Source organism: Actinokineospora sp. UV203 (assembly GCF_056323665.1).
Map to the genome: position 1 here is coordinate 15877 of NZ_CM150484.1, position 15703 is coordinate 31579.

General features: G+C 70.2%; 18 protein-coding genes. 14 read left to right on the plus strand and 4 right to left on the minus strand.

Features of this window, described 5'->3' with window-relative positions:
- The first annotated feature begins 156 nt into the window (after positions 1-156).
- The 3 genes from ACUZ2Y_RS00060 (at position 157) to ACUZ2Y_RS00070 (ending at position 3362) form a co-directional block, all read left to right on the plus strand.
- Entirely contained in the window at positions 157-819 is a 663-nt protein-coding gene (locus ACUZ2Y_RS00060; RefSeq protein WP_476325622.1) for a hypothetical protein, read from the plus strand.
- Between the two features lie 216 nt (positions 820-1035).
- A complete protein-coding gene (locus tag ACUZ2Y_RS00065; RefSeq protein WP_476325624.1) occupies positions 1036-2745 on the plus strand; it encodes a CTP synthase in 1710 nt (569 codons plus the stop codon).
- A complete protein-coding gene (locus tag ACUZ2Y_RS00070) occupies positions 2742-3362 on the plus strand; it encodes an NUDIX domain-containing protein (protein WP_476325626.1) in 621 nt (206 codons plus the stop codon). Before ACUZ2Y_RS00065 ends, ACUZ2Y_RS00070 begins: the two co-directional genes overlap by 4 nt.
- Before the next feature lie 139 nt (positions 3363-3501).
- Here ACUZ2Y_RS00070 and ACUZ2Y_RS00075 read toward each other — a convergent pair whose 3' ends face one another.
- Positions 3502-3993, minus strand: a complete 492-nt coding sequence (locus ACUZ2Y_RS00075; protein WP_476325628.1) for a DUF1707 domain-containing protein — start codon at positions 3991-3993, stop codon at positions 3502-3504.
- Positions 3994-4086: 93 nt separating this feature from the next.
- Here ACUZ2Y_RS00075 and ald point away from each other — a divergent pair, with 93 nt between their 5' ends.
- The 10 genes from ald to ACUZ2Y_RS00125 all read left to right on the plus strand — a co-directional run bounded on the left by ald (position 4087) and on the right by ACUZ2Y_RS00125 (position 11971).
- Positions 4087-5208 carry an alanine dehydrogenase gene (gene ald, locus ACUZ2Y_RS00080; RefSeq protein WP_476325630.1) on the plus strand — a complete coding sequence of 374 codons (1122 nt, stop codon included), beginning with the start codon at positions 4087-4089 and terminating at the stop codon, positions 5206-5208.
- Positions 5205-6125: a site-specific tyrosine recombinase XerD gene (gene xerD / locus ACUZ2Y_RS00085; RefSeq protein ID WP_476331475.1), complete on the plus strand. Its 921-nt coding sequence runs from the start codon at positions 5205-5207 to the stop codon at positions 6123-6125. Before ald ends, xerD begins: the two co-directional genes overlap by 4 nt.
- Positions 6126-6182: 57 nt before the next feature.
- Entirely contained in the window at positions 6183-6497 is a 315-nt protein-coding gene (locus tag ACUZ2Y_RS00090; RefSeq protein WP_476325632.1) for an ArsR/SmtB family transcription factor, read from the plus strand.
- A 101-nt stretch (positions 6498-6598) separates the two neighbouring features.
- The gene (locus ACUZ2Y_RS00095) at positions 6599-7537 is read left to right on the plus strand and encodes a ParA family protein (RefSeq protein WP_476325634.1); all 939 of its coding nucleotides are present in this window, start codon (positions 6599-6601) and stop codon (positions 7535-7537) included.
- Positions 7534-7914: a hypothetical protein gene (locus ACUZ2Y_RS00100; protein WP_476325636.1), complete on the plus strand. Its 381-nt coding sequence runs from the start codon at positions 7534-7536 to the stop codon at positions 7912-7914. The genes ACUZ2Y_RS00095 and ACUZ2Y_RS00100 overlap by 4 nt, the downstream gene beginning before the upstream one ends.
- A complete protein-coding gene (locus ACUZ2Y_RS00105) occupies positions 7911-8744 on the plus strand; it encodes a segregation and condensation protein A (protein ID WP_476325638.1) in 834 nt (277 codons plus the stop codon). Before ACUZ2Y_RS00100 ends, ACUZ2Y_RS00105 begins: the two co-directional genes overlap by 4 nt.
- Positions 8741-9538: an SMC-Scp complex subunit ScpB gene (gene scpB / locus ACUZ2Y_RS00110; protein WP_476325640.1), complete on the plus strand. Its 798-nt coding sequence runs from the start codon at positions 8741-8743 to the stop codon at positions 9536-9538. The genes ACUZ2Y_RS00105 and scpB overlap by 4 nt, the downstream gene beginning before the upstream one ends.
- Positions 9528-10265 carry a pseudouridine synthase gene (locus ACUZ2Y_RS00115; RefSeq protein WP_476325642.1) on the plus strand — a complete coding sequence of 246 codons (738 nt, stop codon included), beginning with the start codon at positions 9528-9530 and terminating at the stop codon, positions 10263-10265. The genes scpB and ACUZ2Y_RS00115 overlap by 11 nt, the downstream gene beginning before the upstream one ends.
- Before the next feature lie 41 nt (positions 10266-10306).
- Positions 10307-11485, plus strand: coding sequence for a DUF1015 family protein (locus ACUZ2Y_RS00120; protein ID WP_476325644.1), 1179 nt, complete (start codon positions 10307-10309; stop codon positions 11483-11485).
- A gap of 30 nt (positions 11486-11515) precedes the next feature.
- Entirely contained in the window at positions 11516-11971 is a 456-nt protein-coding gene (locus ACUZ2Y_RS00125) for a VOC family protein (protein ID WP_476325646.1), read from the plus strand.
- Here the strand turns inward: ACUZ2Y_RS00125 and ACUZ2Y_RS00130 are convergent.
- Together ACUZ2Y_RS00130 and ACUZ2Y_RS00135 are read right to left on the minus strand one after the other, a co-directional pair.
- Complete coding sequence (locus ACUZ2Y_RS00130) at positions 11968-13137, minus strand: cation:proton antiporter (protein ID WP_476325648.1); 1170 nt, start codon at positions 13135-13137, stop codon at positions 11968-11970. The genes ACUZ2Y_RS00125 and ACUZ2Y_RS00130 overlap by 4 nt on opposite strands.
- A complete protein-coding gene (locus ACUZ2Y_RS00135) occupies positions 13137-13619 on the minus strand; it encodes a cation:proton antiporter regulatory subunit (RefSeq protein WP_476325650.1) in 483 nt (160 codons plus the stop codon). The genes ACUZ2Y_RS00130 and ACUZ2Y_RS00135 overlap by 1 nt, the downstream gene beginning before the upstream one ends.
- Positions 13620-13708: 89 nt before the next feature.
- Between ACUZ2Y_RS00135 and ACUZ2Y_RS00140 the strand changes: the two genes are divergently transcribed.
- A complete protein-coding gene (locus ACUZ2Y_RS00140) occupies positions 13709-15070 on the plus strand; it encodes a TrpB-like pyridoxal phosphate-dependent enzyme (protein WP_476325652.1) in 1362 nt (453 codons plus the stop codon).
- A 54-nt stretch (positions 15071-15124) separates the two neighbouring features.
- Here ACUZ2Y_RS00140 and ACUZ2Y_RS00145 read toward each other — a convergent pair whose 3' ends face one another.
- Positions 15125-15703 carry a DUF4240 domain-containing protein gene (locus ACUZ2Y_RS00145; protein WP_476325654.1) on the minus strand — a complete coding sequence of 193 codons (579 nt, stop codon included), beginning with the start codon at positions 15701-15703 and terminating at the stop codon, positions 15125-15127.

Below are 15703 nucleotides of genomic sequence, written 5' to 3' on the forward strand. Positions count from 1 at the left end.
CAGCGAACGGCAGCCCACCTGCGAAACCCGTTCGGATGGTCTGGCCCGCACGGACGGGTGGGCTGCCGGTGATCCTGCTCATTTCCCTTGTCCCTGGACCGATGTGCCCCATGAAGGCATCGATATCTGCGGCAGGAACAAGGAAAGTGAGCGGCAATGGGACACATCAGGGCAACGCGGCTGGGGTTCTGCGCGGCCGCGGCGGCGGTCGGGTTGATCGCGGGCGCCACGCCCGCGCTGGCCACCAACCCGGCGGGGGTGGCGGCACTCGGATCGGCCCAGTTCGTCAAGGCGGGCGTGACGACCAGCGTGCCGACGCTCGCCCAGTGCGCCGTCGACGGCCAGACCACCGCGACGACCCCCGGCGTCACCGCCTCGGGCGTGCGCTGGGGCACCGCGACCTCGACCTGCACGACGACCGTGGTCGACCCGGACAACGACGTCACCACGACCAAGTCGGAGGCGCTCGGCGGCACGTTCGAACTTTCGGCGCTGGTCTCGGCGGGCGGGCCCCGGGTGCGCCTGACGAGCTACCGCGTCACGTGCAACGCGACCCAGGGCGGCACCAGTGCGAGTTGGTCGTTCGCGGGGATGACGGGCATCACCGGCCTGCCGAACCCGATGCCCCGCGGCTACGTCAAGAACCTCACCAAGACCGGCGGCACCGTGCTGGCGACGGCGACGTTCAACGAGATCACCCTGCCCAACCCCAACGACGGCAGCATCGCCCTCACAATGATGCGCATCACCTTCCTCCCGGCCTCAGGAATCAACGGCGAGGTCGTAGTCGGCCGCACGGCCTGCTCCCCAACCCCGTAATCAGTAAACGGAACCACCCCGCTCGGTCGCGGTGACGTTTCGGGGGCCATGCGCGAACACGCCATCGAAGGTGGCAGTGTTCGCGCGTGGCCCCCGAAACGTCACCATCAAGGCGACCGAGCCGCGCGCCCGGAGGGCGTGCCATGTTAGTGTGAAGTCCCGTGGAACGGCTGCGATTCAGCGGCCGTCGCAGGTAGATCGACCACGGGAGCATCGTTGCCTCAGCAAGCTCGGACGACCAAGCACGTCTTCGTGACCGGAGGCGTCGCCTCCTCGCTGGGCAAGGGGCTCACCGCGTCCAGCCTCGGCCAGCTACTCACTTCGCGTGGCCTGCGGGTCACCATGCAGAAGCTGGATCCGTACCTCAATGTCGACCCTGGAACGATGAACCCGTTCCAGCATGGCGAGGTCTTCATCACCGAGGACGGCGCCGAGACCGACCTCGACATCGGCCACTACGAGCGCTTCCTCGACCGCTCGCTTTCCGGTTCGGCGAACGTCACCACCGGCCAGGTGTATTCGGCGGTCATCGCCAAGGAGCGGCGCGGGGAGTATCTCGGTGACACCGTGCAGGTCATCCCGCACATCACCGATGAGATCAAGGCCCGGATCAGAGCGATGGCGCTGCCCGACGAGAGCGGTGCGGCGCCCGATGTGGTCATCACCGAGGTCGGTGGCACCGTGGGCGACATCGAGTCGCTGCCGTTCCTGGAGGCCGCGCGCCAGGTCCGCCATGATGTGGGCCGCGACAACGTCTTCTTCCTGCACGTGTCGCTGGTGCCGTACCTCGCGCCGTCGGGTGAGTTGAAGACCAAGCCGACGCAGCACTCCGTCGCCGCGCTGCGCAACATCGGCATCCAGCCCGACGCGATCGTCTGCCGGGCCGACCGGGAGATCCCGGACGGGCTCAAGCGCAAGATCGCGCTCATGTGCGATGTCGACACCGAGGCCGTCGTGGCCGCGCCCGACGCGCCATCCATCTACGACATCCCGCGCGTGCTGCACGGCGAGGGCCTCGACGCCTATGTGGTGCGCCGCCTCGGCCTGCCGTTCCGCGACGTCGACTGGACCGTGTGGGGCGACCTGCTCGACCGGGTCCACAAGCCGAAGGAGACGGTGCGGATCGCGCTCGTCGGCAAGTACGTCGACCTGCCCGACGCCTACCTGTCGGTCACCGAGGCCCTGCGCGCGGGCGGTTTCGCGCACCGCGCGAAGGTCGAGATCCTGTGGGTACCCTCCGACGAGTGCGAGACGCCCGCGGGCGCGGCCGCCGCACTGTCCGGTGTGGACGGTGTGCTGATCCCGGGCGGATTCGGCGTGCGCGGCATCGAGGGCAAGCTCGGCGCGATCACCTACGCGCGCACGAACCGCATCCCCACGCTCGGCCTGTGCCTGGGCCTGCAGTGCATGGTGATCGAGTCCGCGCGCAACCTCGCGGGCATCGCCGGGGCGAACTCCGCGGAGTTCGACGAGAACACCAAGCACCCGGTCATCAGCACCATGGCCGACCAGGAGGACGTCGTCGCCGGTGAGCGCGACATGGGCGGCACCATGCGCCTGGGCTCGTACCCGGCCGCGCTGACCGCGGGGTCCGTCGTCGCCGGGGTCTACGGCAGCCGTGAGATCACCGAGCGGCACCGCCACCGCTACGAGGTCAACAACTCCTACCGCGACCGCCTGGCCAAGGCCGGTCTCGTGTTCTCCGGCACCTCGCCGGACGGCCACCTCGTCGAGTTCGTCGAGCTGCCCGCGAAGGTCCACCCGTTCTTCGTCGGCACCCAGGCGCACCCGGAGCTCAAGAGCAGGCCGACCCGCCCGCACCCGCTGTTCGCCGGTTTCATCAAGGCCGCCATGACCTACCTGCTGGCCGAGCGCCTGCCGGTGGAGATGGACGAGGAGCCGGTGGCCGCCGGGGCGAAGGCGTGACCGAGACCGATCGGCACGAGTTCTCCGTGGTGTCCACTCGCGACATCCACATCGGACGCATCCTGGCGCTGCGCATCGACGAGGTCCGGATGCCCGGTGGCAACACCGCTTCGCGTGAGGTGGTCGAACACCTCGGCGCGGTCGCGGTGGCCGCGCTCGACGACGACGGGAAGCTGGTCCTGATCGACCAGTACCGGCATCCGTTGGGGCGCAGGCTGTGGGAGCTGCCCGCCGGGCTGATCGACGCCGGTGAGGACCCGCTGGCCGCGGCCAAGCGGGAACTGGTCGAAGAGGTCGGCGTGGTCGCGTCGGACTGGTCGGTCCTGGTGGACGTGGCCGTCTCGCCCGGGTTCACCGACGAGGTCATCCGGGTCTACCTGGCCACCGGGCTGTCCACTGTGGACCATGAGGTGCTCGGGGACGAAGAGGCCGACCTGGTCGCGCACCGGGTGCCGCTGGACCAAGCCGTCCGGATGGCCTTGGCGGGCGAGATCGTGAACGCCGCGGCGATCAGCGGTGTGCTGGCCGCCTTCGCCGTGGACTCCGGCGCCGCCGCCCCGCGCGTCCCGGACGCGCCCTGGATCGACGAGCCCACGAAGTTCGCCCAGCGCTCCTGACGCGGACGGCAGGGACAAACCGGCTGCACTACGGACCGCCACCTTAGGGGACCGTGACGACTGCCGACCACGGTCACCGCCACACCGCACCATCAGATGGCAGGTGACCAACCCTAAAATTTCGGGGAGGCGGAACAGCCTAGTCGCGCAGGCGGCGGCCCTCGCCGTCGGTGCCGCCGTTGACCAGCAGCAGGATGCCGTCGATCAGCGTCCAGATGCCGAAGCCCCCGCAGGTGACCAGTTGGGCGACGGCGATGCCGTAGTGGCCGGTGTAGAACCGGCCGACACCGAACGGCAGGAAGATCTGCAGGATCCCGGCGACGACCTTGGACTTGGGTGAGTAGTAGTAGTCCGGCGGCGGCGGGTAATAGACGTGCACCGGCGCGGGCGGCGGGTAGCGCGGCAGCGGAGGCGCGGCGATCGTGGGCGGGACCATGAACGCCGGGTAGGGCGGCGGCAGGTCGACGAACAGCGCGCGCACGTCACGGCGGGTGACCGCGTTGACCGCCACGTTGATGCGCTCGTCGTACTCGTCGACAGGCAGCCTGCCCTCGGTGAAATGCGCGCCGAGGATCCGCACCACGTCGTCGCGCTCCGCGGTGCCGATGCGGATCGCGTCAGGGTCGTTCACGGTCGTCACACTAGTTCAGACGCACGGCGTCGATGACCGGTTTCGCCGCGCGTCATCGGGTCGCGGGCGGCGTTCGGCACTACGCTCGACTGCGTGCTGGTCGGCGTTCCGCGGGAGGTCAAGAACCACGAGTACCGGGTGGCCATCACGCCTGCCGGGGTGCTCGAGTTGATCGACCGTGGGCACCGGGTGCTGATCGAGGCGGGCGCCGGTGACGGCTCGGCCTTCCCCGACGCGGAGTACCTCCAGGCGGGCGCCGAGATCGCGCCCACCGCCGACGACGTGTGGGGCGCCGCCGAACTCGTGCTCAAGGTCAAGGAACCGGTGGCCGAGGAGTACCCGAGGCTGCGCCGCGGCCAGACCCTCTTCACCTACCTGCACCTCGCCGCGAGCGCCGAATGCACCCGCGCCCTGGTCGACGCGGGCACCACCGCGATCGCGTACGAGACCGTGCAGCTCCCAGATGGGTCGCTGCCGCTGCTCGCCCCGATGAGCGAGGTCGCCGGGCGGATGGCGCCGCAGGTCGGCGCGCACTGCCTCGAACGCGCCCAAGGCGGCCGCGGTGTGCTGCTCGGCGGGGTGTCCGGGGTGGCGGCGGGCAAGGTCGTCGTCATCGGCGCCGGGGTGTCCGGGATGAACGCGGCGAGCATCGCGCTGGGCTTCCAGGCCGAGGTGGTCGTCCTCGACACCAACATCAACCGGCTCCGGCAGATCGACTTCACCTACCGGGGACACCTGCAGACCATCGCGAGCAGCGCCTACGAGATCGACAAGGCGTGCCGCTGGGCGGACCTGGTGATCGGCGCGGTCCTCGTGCCCGGCGCGAAGGCCCCGACGCTGGTGTCGAACGAACTTGTCTCACGGATGCGTCCGGGGTCGGTGCTCGTCGACATCGCCATCGACCAGGGCGGCTGCTTCGCCGATTCGCGGCCCACCACGCACGCCGAGCCCACGTTCCGGGTGCACGACTCGGTTTTCTATTGCGTCGCCAACATGCCCGGCGCGGTGCCGAACACCTCGACCCGCGCGCTCGCCAACGTCACGCTGCCCTATGTCCTCGCCCTCGTGGGCGGGGTGCGGACCGCGGTGACCGCCGATCCCGCGCTGGCCAAGGGCGTCAACGTGGTCGACGGCGCGATCGTGTTGCCCGAGGTCGCCCAGGCGCATGGGCTTGAGCACGTGCCGCTGGCCGACGTGATCGGGGGGCTCCGCTGAGCGCCCCCGAAGCCGTCCTGCGCACCTACCTCGACCACCTCGCCGTCGAACGCGGCACATCACCGAACACCCTCGACGGCTACACCCGCGACCTGCGCCGCTACCTCGACCACCTGTCGGCCGAGAACCTCGGGGATCTCGGTGACGTGGGGGAGCGGCACGTGTCGGCGTTCCTGGCCAAGCTGCGCGAAGGCGACGCCGACCACCCGCCGCTGGCCGCGTCGTCCGCCGCGCGTGCGCTGGTGGCCGTGCGTGGGCTGCACCGATTCGCCGTCCGCGAGGGCATCACCGAACACGACCCGGCGCGCGAGGTGAAGCCGCCGACCCCGCCGCGCAGGCTGCCCAAGGCCCTCCCGGTCGACGACGTCCTGCGCCTGCTCGACACCCCGGTCGGCGAAGGTCCGGGCGTGCTGCGCGACCGCGCGCTGCTCGAAGTCCTCTATTCGACGGGCGCGCGGATCTCCGAGGCGGTCGGGCTCGACCTCGACGACATCGACACGGTGGAGCGCACGGTCCTGCTCGACGGCAAGGGCGGCAAGCAGCGGCTTGTCCCGATCGGCAGGCCCGCCCTCGACGCGCTCGACGCCTACCTGGTGCGGGCCCGGCCGGGACTGGCCGCGCGCGGGCGGGGCACGCCCGCGGTGTTCCTCAACGTCCGCGGCGGGCGGCTCACCCGGCAGAGCGCGTGGAACGCGCTGAAGATCGCGGCCGAACAGGCGGGCATCCGGGTCCCGGTCTCCCCGCACACCCTGCGGCACTCGTTCGCCACGCACCTGCTCGAAGGTGGCGCTGACGTGCGGGTTGTCCAGGAACTGCTCGGCCACGCGTCGGTCACCACGACCCAGATCTACACGCTCGTCACGGTCAACACCCTGCGCGAGGTCTACGCCACCGCGCATCCGCGCGCTCTCGGGTAGTCCTGAGTTCGGCTCACATATTGGTCTCCAATACCCTGTGCGCCCTGGAGGTGCGAGATGGGTGAGCTGGACGAACCGAAGGTGGACTACGTCACGCTTCCCGGGGTGCTGCACGCGCTCAGCGACCCCACCCGCCTGGCTGTCGTCGCGCAGCTCGCCTCGACGAACGAGATGTCGTGCGGGCACCTTGAGGTCGCCGTGGCCAAGTCGACCCTGTCCCAGCATCTGCGCGTGCTGCGTGAGTCGGGGGTCACCCACACCCGCCCGGATGGCAACCAGCGTTGGCTCTCGATCCGCCGCGACGACCTGGACCAGGCGTTTCCCGGGCTGCTCGACTCCGTCCTAGGGGCCATCAACCCCACCGATGCCTGAGCTGACCTAAGCCTCCACGCGGCGAGCCGCGTTGGTGGGTGACCAATACCCGCTTACGCTGCGCTTGACACCGATCGCAGGCGACAAGGAGCTAGATCGCCATGTCGACACTTCCGCAGTCGGGACGTGGCACGGTGGAGCTGAGTATCGCGCCGCGCGCCGCGTCCGACGACGACGAGCAGCCCTTCGCCGACTCCAGCGGCAACGGGAGCGGCGTCGGTCCGACCGGCCGGGCGTGGCGGCACATCCCCGAGCCGTCGTTACTCAACGGCCACGGTCCGGCGAAGATCTTGGCCGTCTGCAACCAGAAGGGCGGGGTCGGCAAGACCACTTCCACGATCAACCTGGGCGCCGCCCTCACCGAGTTCGGCCGCCGGGTGCTGCTCGTCGACTTCGACCCGCAGGGCGCGCTGTCGGTCGGCTTGGGCATCCCGGCCCACCAGCTCGACCGCACCATCTACAACGTGCTCATCGAACGGTCCGTCGGCATCCACGACGTGGTGATCCGCACCTGCGTCGAGGACATGGACCTGCTGCCGAGCAACATCGACCTGTCCGCCGCCGAGGTGCAGTTGGTCACCGAGGTCGGCCGTGAACACACCCTGGTGCGCACCCTGCGCCCGATCGTCGACGAGTACGACTACATCCTCGTCGACTGCCAGCCCTCGCTCGGCCTGCTGACCGTCAACGCGCTGACGGCCGCCGACGGCGTGCTCATCCCGCTGGAATGCGAGTTCTTCAGCCTGCGCGGTGTCGCGCTGCTGATCGACACGATCGAGAAGGTGAAGGACCGGCTGAACCCGAGGCTGGACATCACCGGCATCCTCGCCACCATGTTCGACCCGCGCACGCTGCACTCGCGTGAAGTCATGGCGCGCGTGGTCGAGGCGTTCGGCGAGACGGTGTTCGACACGGTGATCAACCGCACGGTGCGCTTCCCGGAGACCACGGTCGCGGGCGAGCCGATCACGACTTGGGCCCCGCGTTCGGCGGGCGCGAAGGCCTACCGCCAGCTCGCACGTGAGGTGATCGCCAGGTGACTCGTCGCAGTTCCCTGCCGGGGGCGGCGGAGTTGTTCCGGCCCACCGGTCCCGCCCCGCAGGCCGATGGCGAGACCGACTGGTTCGACACACCTTCTCGGGATGTGTTCGAAGCGCCTCCGTCCCCGCCGCCGGTTGCCCGGAGCCCGCGTGGCACGCCCCGGCAGAAGCACAACTCCAAGATCACCGTCTACGTCTCGGATGAGGAATTGCTAGCCCTCGAACACGCCCGCCTCACCCTCCGCGCCGCCCACGGCCTCGCCGTCGACCGCGGCCGCGTCGTGCGCGAGGCGATCTCGGTCATCCTCGCCGACCTCGAGGCCCACGGCGAGGACTCGGTGCTGGTGCGCAGGCTGCGCCAGGACACCGGGCAGTGACCGCGGTGGCAGATGCGCCCGAGGCGGTGCCGAGCGGCCGGTTCACGGTTCGGCTGTCGAACTTCGAAGGCCCCTTCGACCTGCTGCTGCAGCTGATCTCGCAGCACCAGATGGACGTCACCGAGGTGGCGCTGCACCGCGTCACCGACGACTTCATCGCCCACCTGCGCGCCCTCGGCGACGACTGGAACCTCGACGAGACCACGGAATTCCTGGTCGTCGCGGCGACGCTGCTGGACTTGAAGGCGGCCCGGCTGCTGCCGGCGGGGGATGTCGAGGACGAGGACGACTTGGCGCTGTTGGAGGCCAAGGACCTGCTGTTCGCCCGGTTGCTGCAGTACCGGGCGTACAAGCAGGTGGCGGCCCTGTTCTCCGAGCTGGAGAAGGGCGCGCTGCGGCGGTACCCGCGGTCGGTGGCGCTGGAGGACCGGTTCGCGGAGCTGCTGCCCGAGGTGATGCTCGGCGTCGACCCGGAGCGGTTCGCCGCGATCGCGGCGGCGGTGTTCCGGCCGAAGCCGCCGCCGACGCTGTCGCTGGACCACCTGCACATGGGGAAGGTGTCGGTCCGGGAGACCGCGGCGCTGTTGCGGGTGCGGCTGGCGGAGATGGGCCGGGCGAGTTTCGCCGAGCTGACGGCGGACTGCGAGCACACCATCGAGGTGGTGGCGCGGTTCCTGGCGTTGTTGGAGCTGTACCGGGAGGCGACGGTGCTCTTCGAGCAGGCCGACCCGCTCGGTGAACTGCACGTGGAATGGACCGGCGGCACGGTAGCCGAGGCCGAAGCGGCGGCGCCCCCGACGGCGGGCACCGAGGAGGAGGACTACGGGTGAGCCCCGTCGACGAGACAGCACCCGCTGACGAGAGCACTGCTCACAACGGTGAGCACCGCTCCGCTGGGGACGAGAGCACCGCTCACAACGGTGAGGAGAGCGGTGCTCCAGTTGCGAGCACTGCTCTCGGTTCAGGTGAGAGCACCGATCCGACCGCCGGTATCGCCGGCACCGCTGACCCCGAGTCCGACCCCGCCGACGTCCTCACCGAAGACGACCTCGTCACCATCGGCTCGCAGTTCCCCGACCTCACCGAAGACGCCGATCTAGACGCCGCTCTCGAAGCCTTGTTGCTGGTCGTCGACGCCCCCGCCGAGGACGAGCTCCTCGCGGGCGCGGTCGACCAGAGCGTCGCCAGGGTGCGGGCGGCCCTCCGCCGGATGGCCGCCCGCTACACCGAACAAGGCAGTGGCATAGACCTGCGCCGAGTGGGTCAGGGGTGGCGGTTCTACACTCGTGACAGGTACGCGCCGGTCGTCGAGAAGCTTTTGCTCGACGGGCAGCGGGCGAAGCTCACCCGGGCGGCGCTGGAGACCCTCGCGGTCATCGCCTATCGGCAGCCGGTAACCCGGTCGCGGGTGGCGGCGGTGCGCGGTGTGAACGTCGACGGCGTGATCCGCACCCTGGTCGTGCGCGGTCTGATCGAGGAGACCGGCACCGACACCGAGACCGGTGGGCTCCTGTACCGGACAACCGAGCTGTTCCTGGAGCGATTGGGTTTGGCCTCCCTGGAGGACCTGCCCCCGATCGCTCCGCTGTTGCCAGAAGTGGATGCGATTGACGATGTCGAATAGCCCGGAAGGCATTCGCCTGCAGAAGGTGCTCTCCAGCGCGGGAGTCGCCTCGCGGCGTGCGGCCGAGGATCTGATCGATCAGGGCCGGGTGAGTGTCGACGGCAAGGTCGTGCGCGAGCAAGGCATGCGGGTCGACCCGCAGACCGCGGTCATCCATGTCGATGGCGCGCGCGTCATCGTCCGGGACGACCGGGTGTACCTGGCCCTGAACAAGCCCAAGGGCGTGCTCAGCACGATGGACGATGAGCGCAACCGCCCGTGTGTCGGAGACTACGTGCGTGACCGCGCCGACAAGCTCTTCCACGTCGGCAGGCTCGACGCCGACACCGAAGGCCTGCTGCTGCTCACCAACGACGGCGACCTGGCGCACCGGCTGATGCACCCGTCGTTCGAGGTCCTCAAGACCTACCTGGCCGAGGTCCCCGGCCCGGTCGGCCGCGACGTCGGCAAGCGCCTGCGGGACGGCGTGATGCTCGAGGACGGCCCCGCCCGGGTCGACTCGTTCCGCATGGTCGACAACTTCGCGGGCAAGGCCCTGGTCGAGGTCGTGCTGCACGAAGGCCGCAAGCACATCGTGCGCCGGATGCTCGAAGAGGTCGGCCACCCGGTCCTCAAGCTCGTGCGCACCCAGATCGGCGACGTCTACCTGGGCAGCCAGCGGCCGGGCTCGATCCGTTCGCTCAACCGGCCCGAGGTCGGCGCGCTGTACAAGTCCGTCGGGCTCTAACCAAGTCTCACGATGAGACGCACTCCAGGCAGGATGGTCCAATGACTGGCTGGGTGCGTCCGATCAGGCGCGGATGGGTCGTTCGGTCCGAAGTTCCCGGGCCGGACGTCGACGAGTTCGCCGAGAAGCACCGTGTCCGCGCGGCACTGGCCCAGCCAGGCGCCGCGCGGGGCACGCTGCTCGCCGTGCAGCACCCGCACCGCACTCCGGCGGCGCTCGGTGACGGGCTGAGCCTGCTCGAAGCGCTGCCGCAGGCCCGTCGGGCGCTCGCTGACCTCGTCCGGGTCGCTTACCGCCCGGTCAGCGATGTCGTCGCGCCCTATGAAGTCGACGGCCCTGACGGCTCGGCGACCGGCCTGCTCTGCATGGTCGACCCGGCCGCGGTGGATGTGGACGGGTTGAGCCAGGTCCGCCACACCGAGCAGGTCTATCCCGACGTCGTCACCGAACGCGCCGCCGTCCTCTCCGGGCTTGGCTGCGCGACCAGCGCCGCCCTGCTCGTCCCGGTAACCCATGGCGACACGCTCACCGCGGCCGTCAAGGACGCCATCGCCGCCGCGGGCGCGCCCGCCGTGTCGACCGTGGACTCCGCGGGCAGGCGCCACCGGGTCTGGCTGCTCGGCCCCGGCCCCATCCGCGACGCGATCATGGCGGTCGCCGCCGCCCGTCCGCTGCTCGTCGCCGACGGCAACCACCGGGTCGCCGCCGCCGCGGAAGCCAAGCTCGACGGCATCCTCGCCCTGATCAGCGCCGGTCCCGGGCTGCAAATCGGCGCGTTCCACCGGGTCATCGTCGGCACCGGCCGCACCGCCGACGAACTGGCCGCCGCCTGGCGCGCGTTCGGTCTGACCGTCCGCGAGGACCCGGACGCACTGCCGCCGACCGTCCCCGGAACCGTCGTCGTCCGGCACGGCCACCGCACCCTCGTGGTCGACTTGCCGCCGCCCACGGCCACCGACCCGGTGCCCCGGATCGACCACGAGGTCGTCGAGGAACTCCTGATCCGCAAGGCGCTCGCCCTGGACCCGGAGGGGCCGAACGTGCGCACCCTGCCCGCAGGCCGTGACCCCGGCCCGGATGTCGAGGCCGTGCTCCAGATCGCGCCGGTTCCGCTGGCCGACGTTCTCACCGTGCACGCGGAGGGCGGCCGGATGCCTCGCAAGAGCACCTACTTCACCCCGAAGCCCCGCAGCGGCCTGCTGCTCGCCGACCTGAGCTGACTGTCGTACCCCCGTGGCAGGCTCGGGCTCATGGAACTGACACTGCAGGTCACCATCGACTGCGCCGACCCGGTGCGCCAGGTGGCGTTCTGGACCGAGGCCCTCGGCTACATCCCGGAGCCTGCCCCCGGCGGACACGCGACTTGGCGTGACTACTGGGCCGAAATGGGGGTGCCCGAGGACGAACTCCCTGACGGCGTCGGCGAGATCCCTGAGTCCATCGTCGACCCGGCGGGCATCGGGCCGAGGGTGTGGTTCCAACAGGTCCCGGAGCCCAAGGTCGGCAAGAACCGGGTGCACCTCGACCTCAAGGTCAGCGGTGGCCGCGCGGTGCCGATGGCCGAGCGCAAAGAGCGGGTGACCGTCGTCGTCGACCGGGTGCTCAAGGCGGGCGCCACGGTGGTGCGAATGCTCGACGACCCCGATATCGATCACTACGCAGTCGTCTTGCAGGACCCGGAGGGCAACGAGTTCTGCGTCGCCTAGGCAGGCGCCTTGCGCCGGAACAGCTCGGCGACTGGTTCGACGACTCGTGCGGCGACGGGCCCGAAGATGGCCATGAGCAGCACGTACGCGGTCGCCAGCGCGGCCAGTTGGCTGTCCACGGCGCCCGCGCTCACCGCGAGCCCGGCGATGACGATGGAGAACTCGCCGCGCGCGACGAGGGCCGCGCCCGCCCGGGCCCGGCCGAGTCGACCGATGCCTTGCCGGCGTGCCGCCCACCAGCCGGTCGCCACCTTCGTGAGCGTGGTGACGAACGCGAGCGCCACCGCGTAGCCGAGCACGGGCGGGATCGTCGATGGGTCGGTGTTCAAGCCGAAGACCACGAAGAACACAGCCGCGAACAGGTCACGCAGCGGTTCGAGCAGCTTCGTCGCGTTCTCGGCGGTCGCCCCGGAGATCGCGATGCCGAGCAGGAACGCGCCGACCGCCGCCGACACCTGCAGCTGGGAGGCGACACCGGCGACGAGCAGGGCCGCGCCCAGCACGCGCAGCAGGAAGACCTCGGGCTGCGGGCTGTCGACGATCATCGAGACGAACCGGCCGAAGCGCAGGGCGACCACGAGCACCACGGTCACCGCGACGAGTGAGATCCCGACCGCCGTCAGGCCACCGAGAAGGGTCGCGCCTGCCAGCAGCGCGGTGAGGATCGGCAGGTAGACCGCCATGGCGAGGTCTTCGAACACGAGGATCGACAGCACCACCGGCGTCTCCCGGTTGCCGAGTCGACCGAGGTCGCCCAGCACCTTCGCGATGATCCCGGAGGAGGAGATGTAGGTGACGCCCGCCATCGCGAGCGCGCCAATCGGCCCCCACCCGAGCATCAGCGCCACCGCCGCGCCCGGTGCCGCGTTGAGCACCAGGTCGAGCAGACCGGCCATCCAGGACCGCCGCAGCCCGGTGACGAGTTCGGCCGCCGAGTACTCCAGCCCCAGTAGGAGCAGCAGCAGGATCACGCCGATCTCGCCCGCGATGTGGGTGAAGCCCTCGATGCCGTGCAGCGGCACCAGCCCGCCCGCGCCGAAGGCGAGTCCGCCGACCAGGTACAGCGGGATCGGGGAGATGCCGATGCGCCAGGCGAGCCGTCCGAGCAGGCCGAGGCCGAAGAAGACGGCGCCCAGTTCGATCAGGGGGACAGCGGTCTCCGGCATCAGCCGTGTTCGATGACGTCGGCGGCTCGGGCGAGCCCTTCCGCGGTGCCGACAGTGACCAGCATGTCGCCGCCCGCGAACCGGAAGTCCGGTCGCGGCGACGGGTGCACGGTGCCGGCGCGCACGACCGCGACCACGGAGACCGCGGTGCGGGTGCGCAGCTCGGTGTCGCCGAGGGTCTTGCCGTCGAACGGCGAGCCCGGCGCGAGCGGCAGCTGCCGGGTGGTCACGCCGGTGACCTCGCGGTGCTGCTCCTCGAGCTGCGCGACCAGGTGCGGCGCGCCCAGGAGGTTCGCCAGCGTGCTCGACTCCTCGATGGTCATCGGGATCGACGCGACACACGAGTCGGGGTCGTCCTGTTTGGAGACGATGAGCTCGGCGTGGCCGTCGCGGTAGGTGATCACCCCGATGCGGCGGCCGGAGCGGGAGAGGAAGTCCTGGCGCGTGCCGATTCCCGGCAGGGGTGTCACCTCGACGTTCACCCCACCACGGTAACAACCGCGCTTCCGTTGGCCGTGCCGCCGCGACAGTTCTAGCGTTGGACGGATCGACCGAGCCACGGGAGGCGGGCATGTCCGGACGCACGAAGTTCCTGCTCGACGAGTCGGAGATGCCGACCCAGTGGTACAACATCATCCCCGACCTGCCGGAGCCGCCGCCCCCGCCGCTGCACCCGGGGACGAAGCAGCCGGTCGGGCCGGACGACCTGGCGCCGCTGTTCCCGCAGGCGCTGATCGCGCAGGAGGTGTCGGGGGAGAGCTACATCGACATCCCCGACGAGGTCCAGGACGTGTACCGGCTGTGGCGGCCGTCGCCGCTGTACCGCGCCCACCGCCTTGAGCGCGCGCTCGGCACGCCCGCGCGGATCTACTACAAGTACGAGGGTGTCAGCCCGGTCGGTTCGCACAAGCCGAACACCGCCGTCCCGCAAGCGTTCTACAACGCGCGTGAGGGTGTCATGAAGCTGACGACAGAGACCGGCGCGGGTCAGTGGGGCAGTGCGCTCGCGTTCGCCTGCGCGGTGTTCGGCTTGGAGTGCGAGGTCTGGCAGGTGCGGGCGTCGTATGACCAGAAGCCGTACCGCAAGCTCATGATGGAGACCTTCGGCGCGACCGTGCACCCGAGTCCGTCGGACCTGACCGTGTCCGGCCGGGCGGTGCTGGCTGAGCACCCGGACTCGACCGGCAGCCTCGGCATCGCGATCAGCGAGGCGGTCGAGATGGCCGCCGCCGACCCCGACACCCGCTACGCGCTGGGCAGCGTGCTCAACCATGTGCTGCTGCACCAGACGGTGATCGGTGAGGAGGCGCTGAAGCAGTTCGAGATGGCCGGGGACACCCCGGACGTCATCGTCGGCTGCACGGGCGGCGGCTCCAACTTCGGTGGCCTGGCGTTCCCGTTCCTGCGGGAGAAGCTGGCCGGTCGCATGTCGCCTGCCATTCGCGCCGTCGAGCCCGCGGCGTGCCCGTCGCTGACCCGGGGCGTCTACGCCTACGACTTCGGCGACACGGCCGGTCTGACCCCGTTGCTGAAGATGCACACCCTCGGCCACGGCTTCATCCCCGACCCGATCCACGCGGGCGGCCTGCGGTATCACGGCATGTCACCGCTGCTGTCGCACATCTACGAACTGGGCCTGATGGACGCCGTTGCCCTGCCGCAGCAGGAGTGCTTCGCCGCCGGTGTCCGCTTCGCTCGGGCCGAGGGCATCATCCCGGCGCCCGAGCCCACCCACGCCTTGGCCGAGTGCGTCCGCGAGGCGTTGCGGTGCAAGGAGACCGGTGAGGAGAAGGTGATCCTGACGGCGCTGTGCGGGCACGCCCATCTCGATCTTCCCGCGTATGGCGCCTACCTCGGTGGCGAGATGATTGACCACGACCTGCCGGAGGAGGAGATCGAGCGCGCGCTCGCGGAGCTGCCCGCGTCTACCTGACCCGCGCTGAACAGGAGGCTTAGCCGGGCGGCGACGTCGGTGAGCTGCCGGTGTCTACCTGACCTGTGCGCTGAACAGGAGGCTCAGCCGGGGGAGCCGGGCGGCGACCTCGGTCAGGTCTGAAAGGTCCCAGGCCACGTCGGCGGGTTCCGGGTTCACGGGCAGGTCGATCCCGGCGTCCAGGAGCGTTTTCTCCAGCCCGAGCTCGCGTCCGGTGGCGTCCTGGTGGGCGGTGGCGGCGGCGTAGTCCAGGCTTTCCCAGTCCGGCCAGTCGCTTGCCGACCACGTCCGGATCGGCTTCGCGGCCAGGGCGCGCACGGGCTCGACCTCGGCCAGCAGGTCCGGTTCGGCGATGACCCGGTCGAAGGTGTGGCGGCCGAGTCCGAGCAGCCAGAGCTGGAAGTACCAGAAACTGTCGTCGGAGCAGTAGCCGTCCATGATGACGCGCGCGGCGGCCCACATGTCCCAGGTGTCGGCGCGTAACCGGTGGGCGGACAGCAGGATTCGGAAGCCGACGATCTGCTCCACCGGGAGCCGTGTGAGTTCCTCGGTGAGCCACTCCGCTTGTTCGTCGTGGTCGCCCGCCTGTTCCGCGGCTCGCTCGATCAGCAGCCAGAACGCATCATCGGTCAT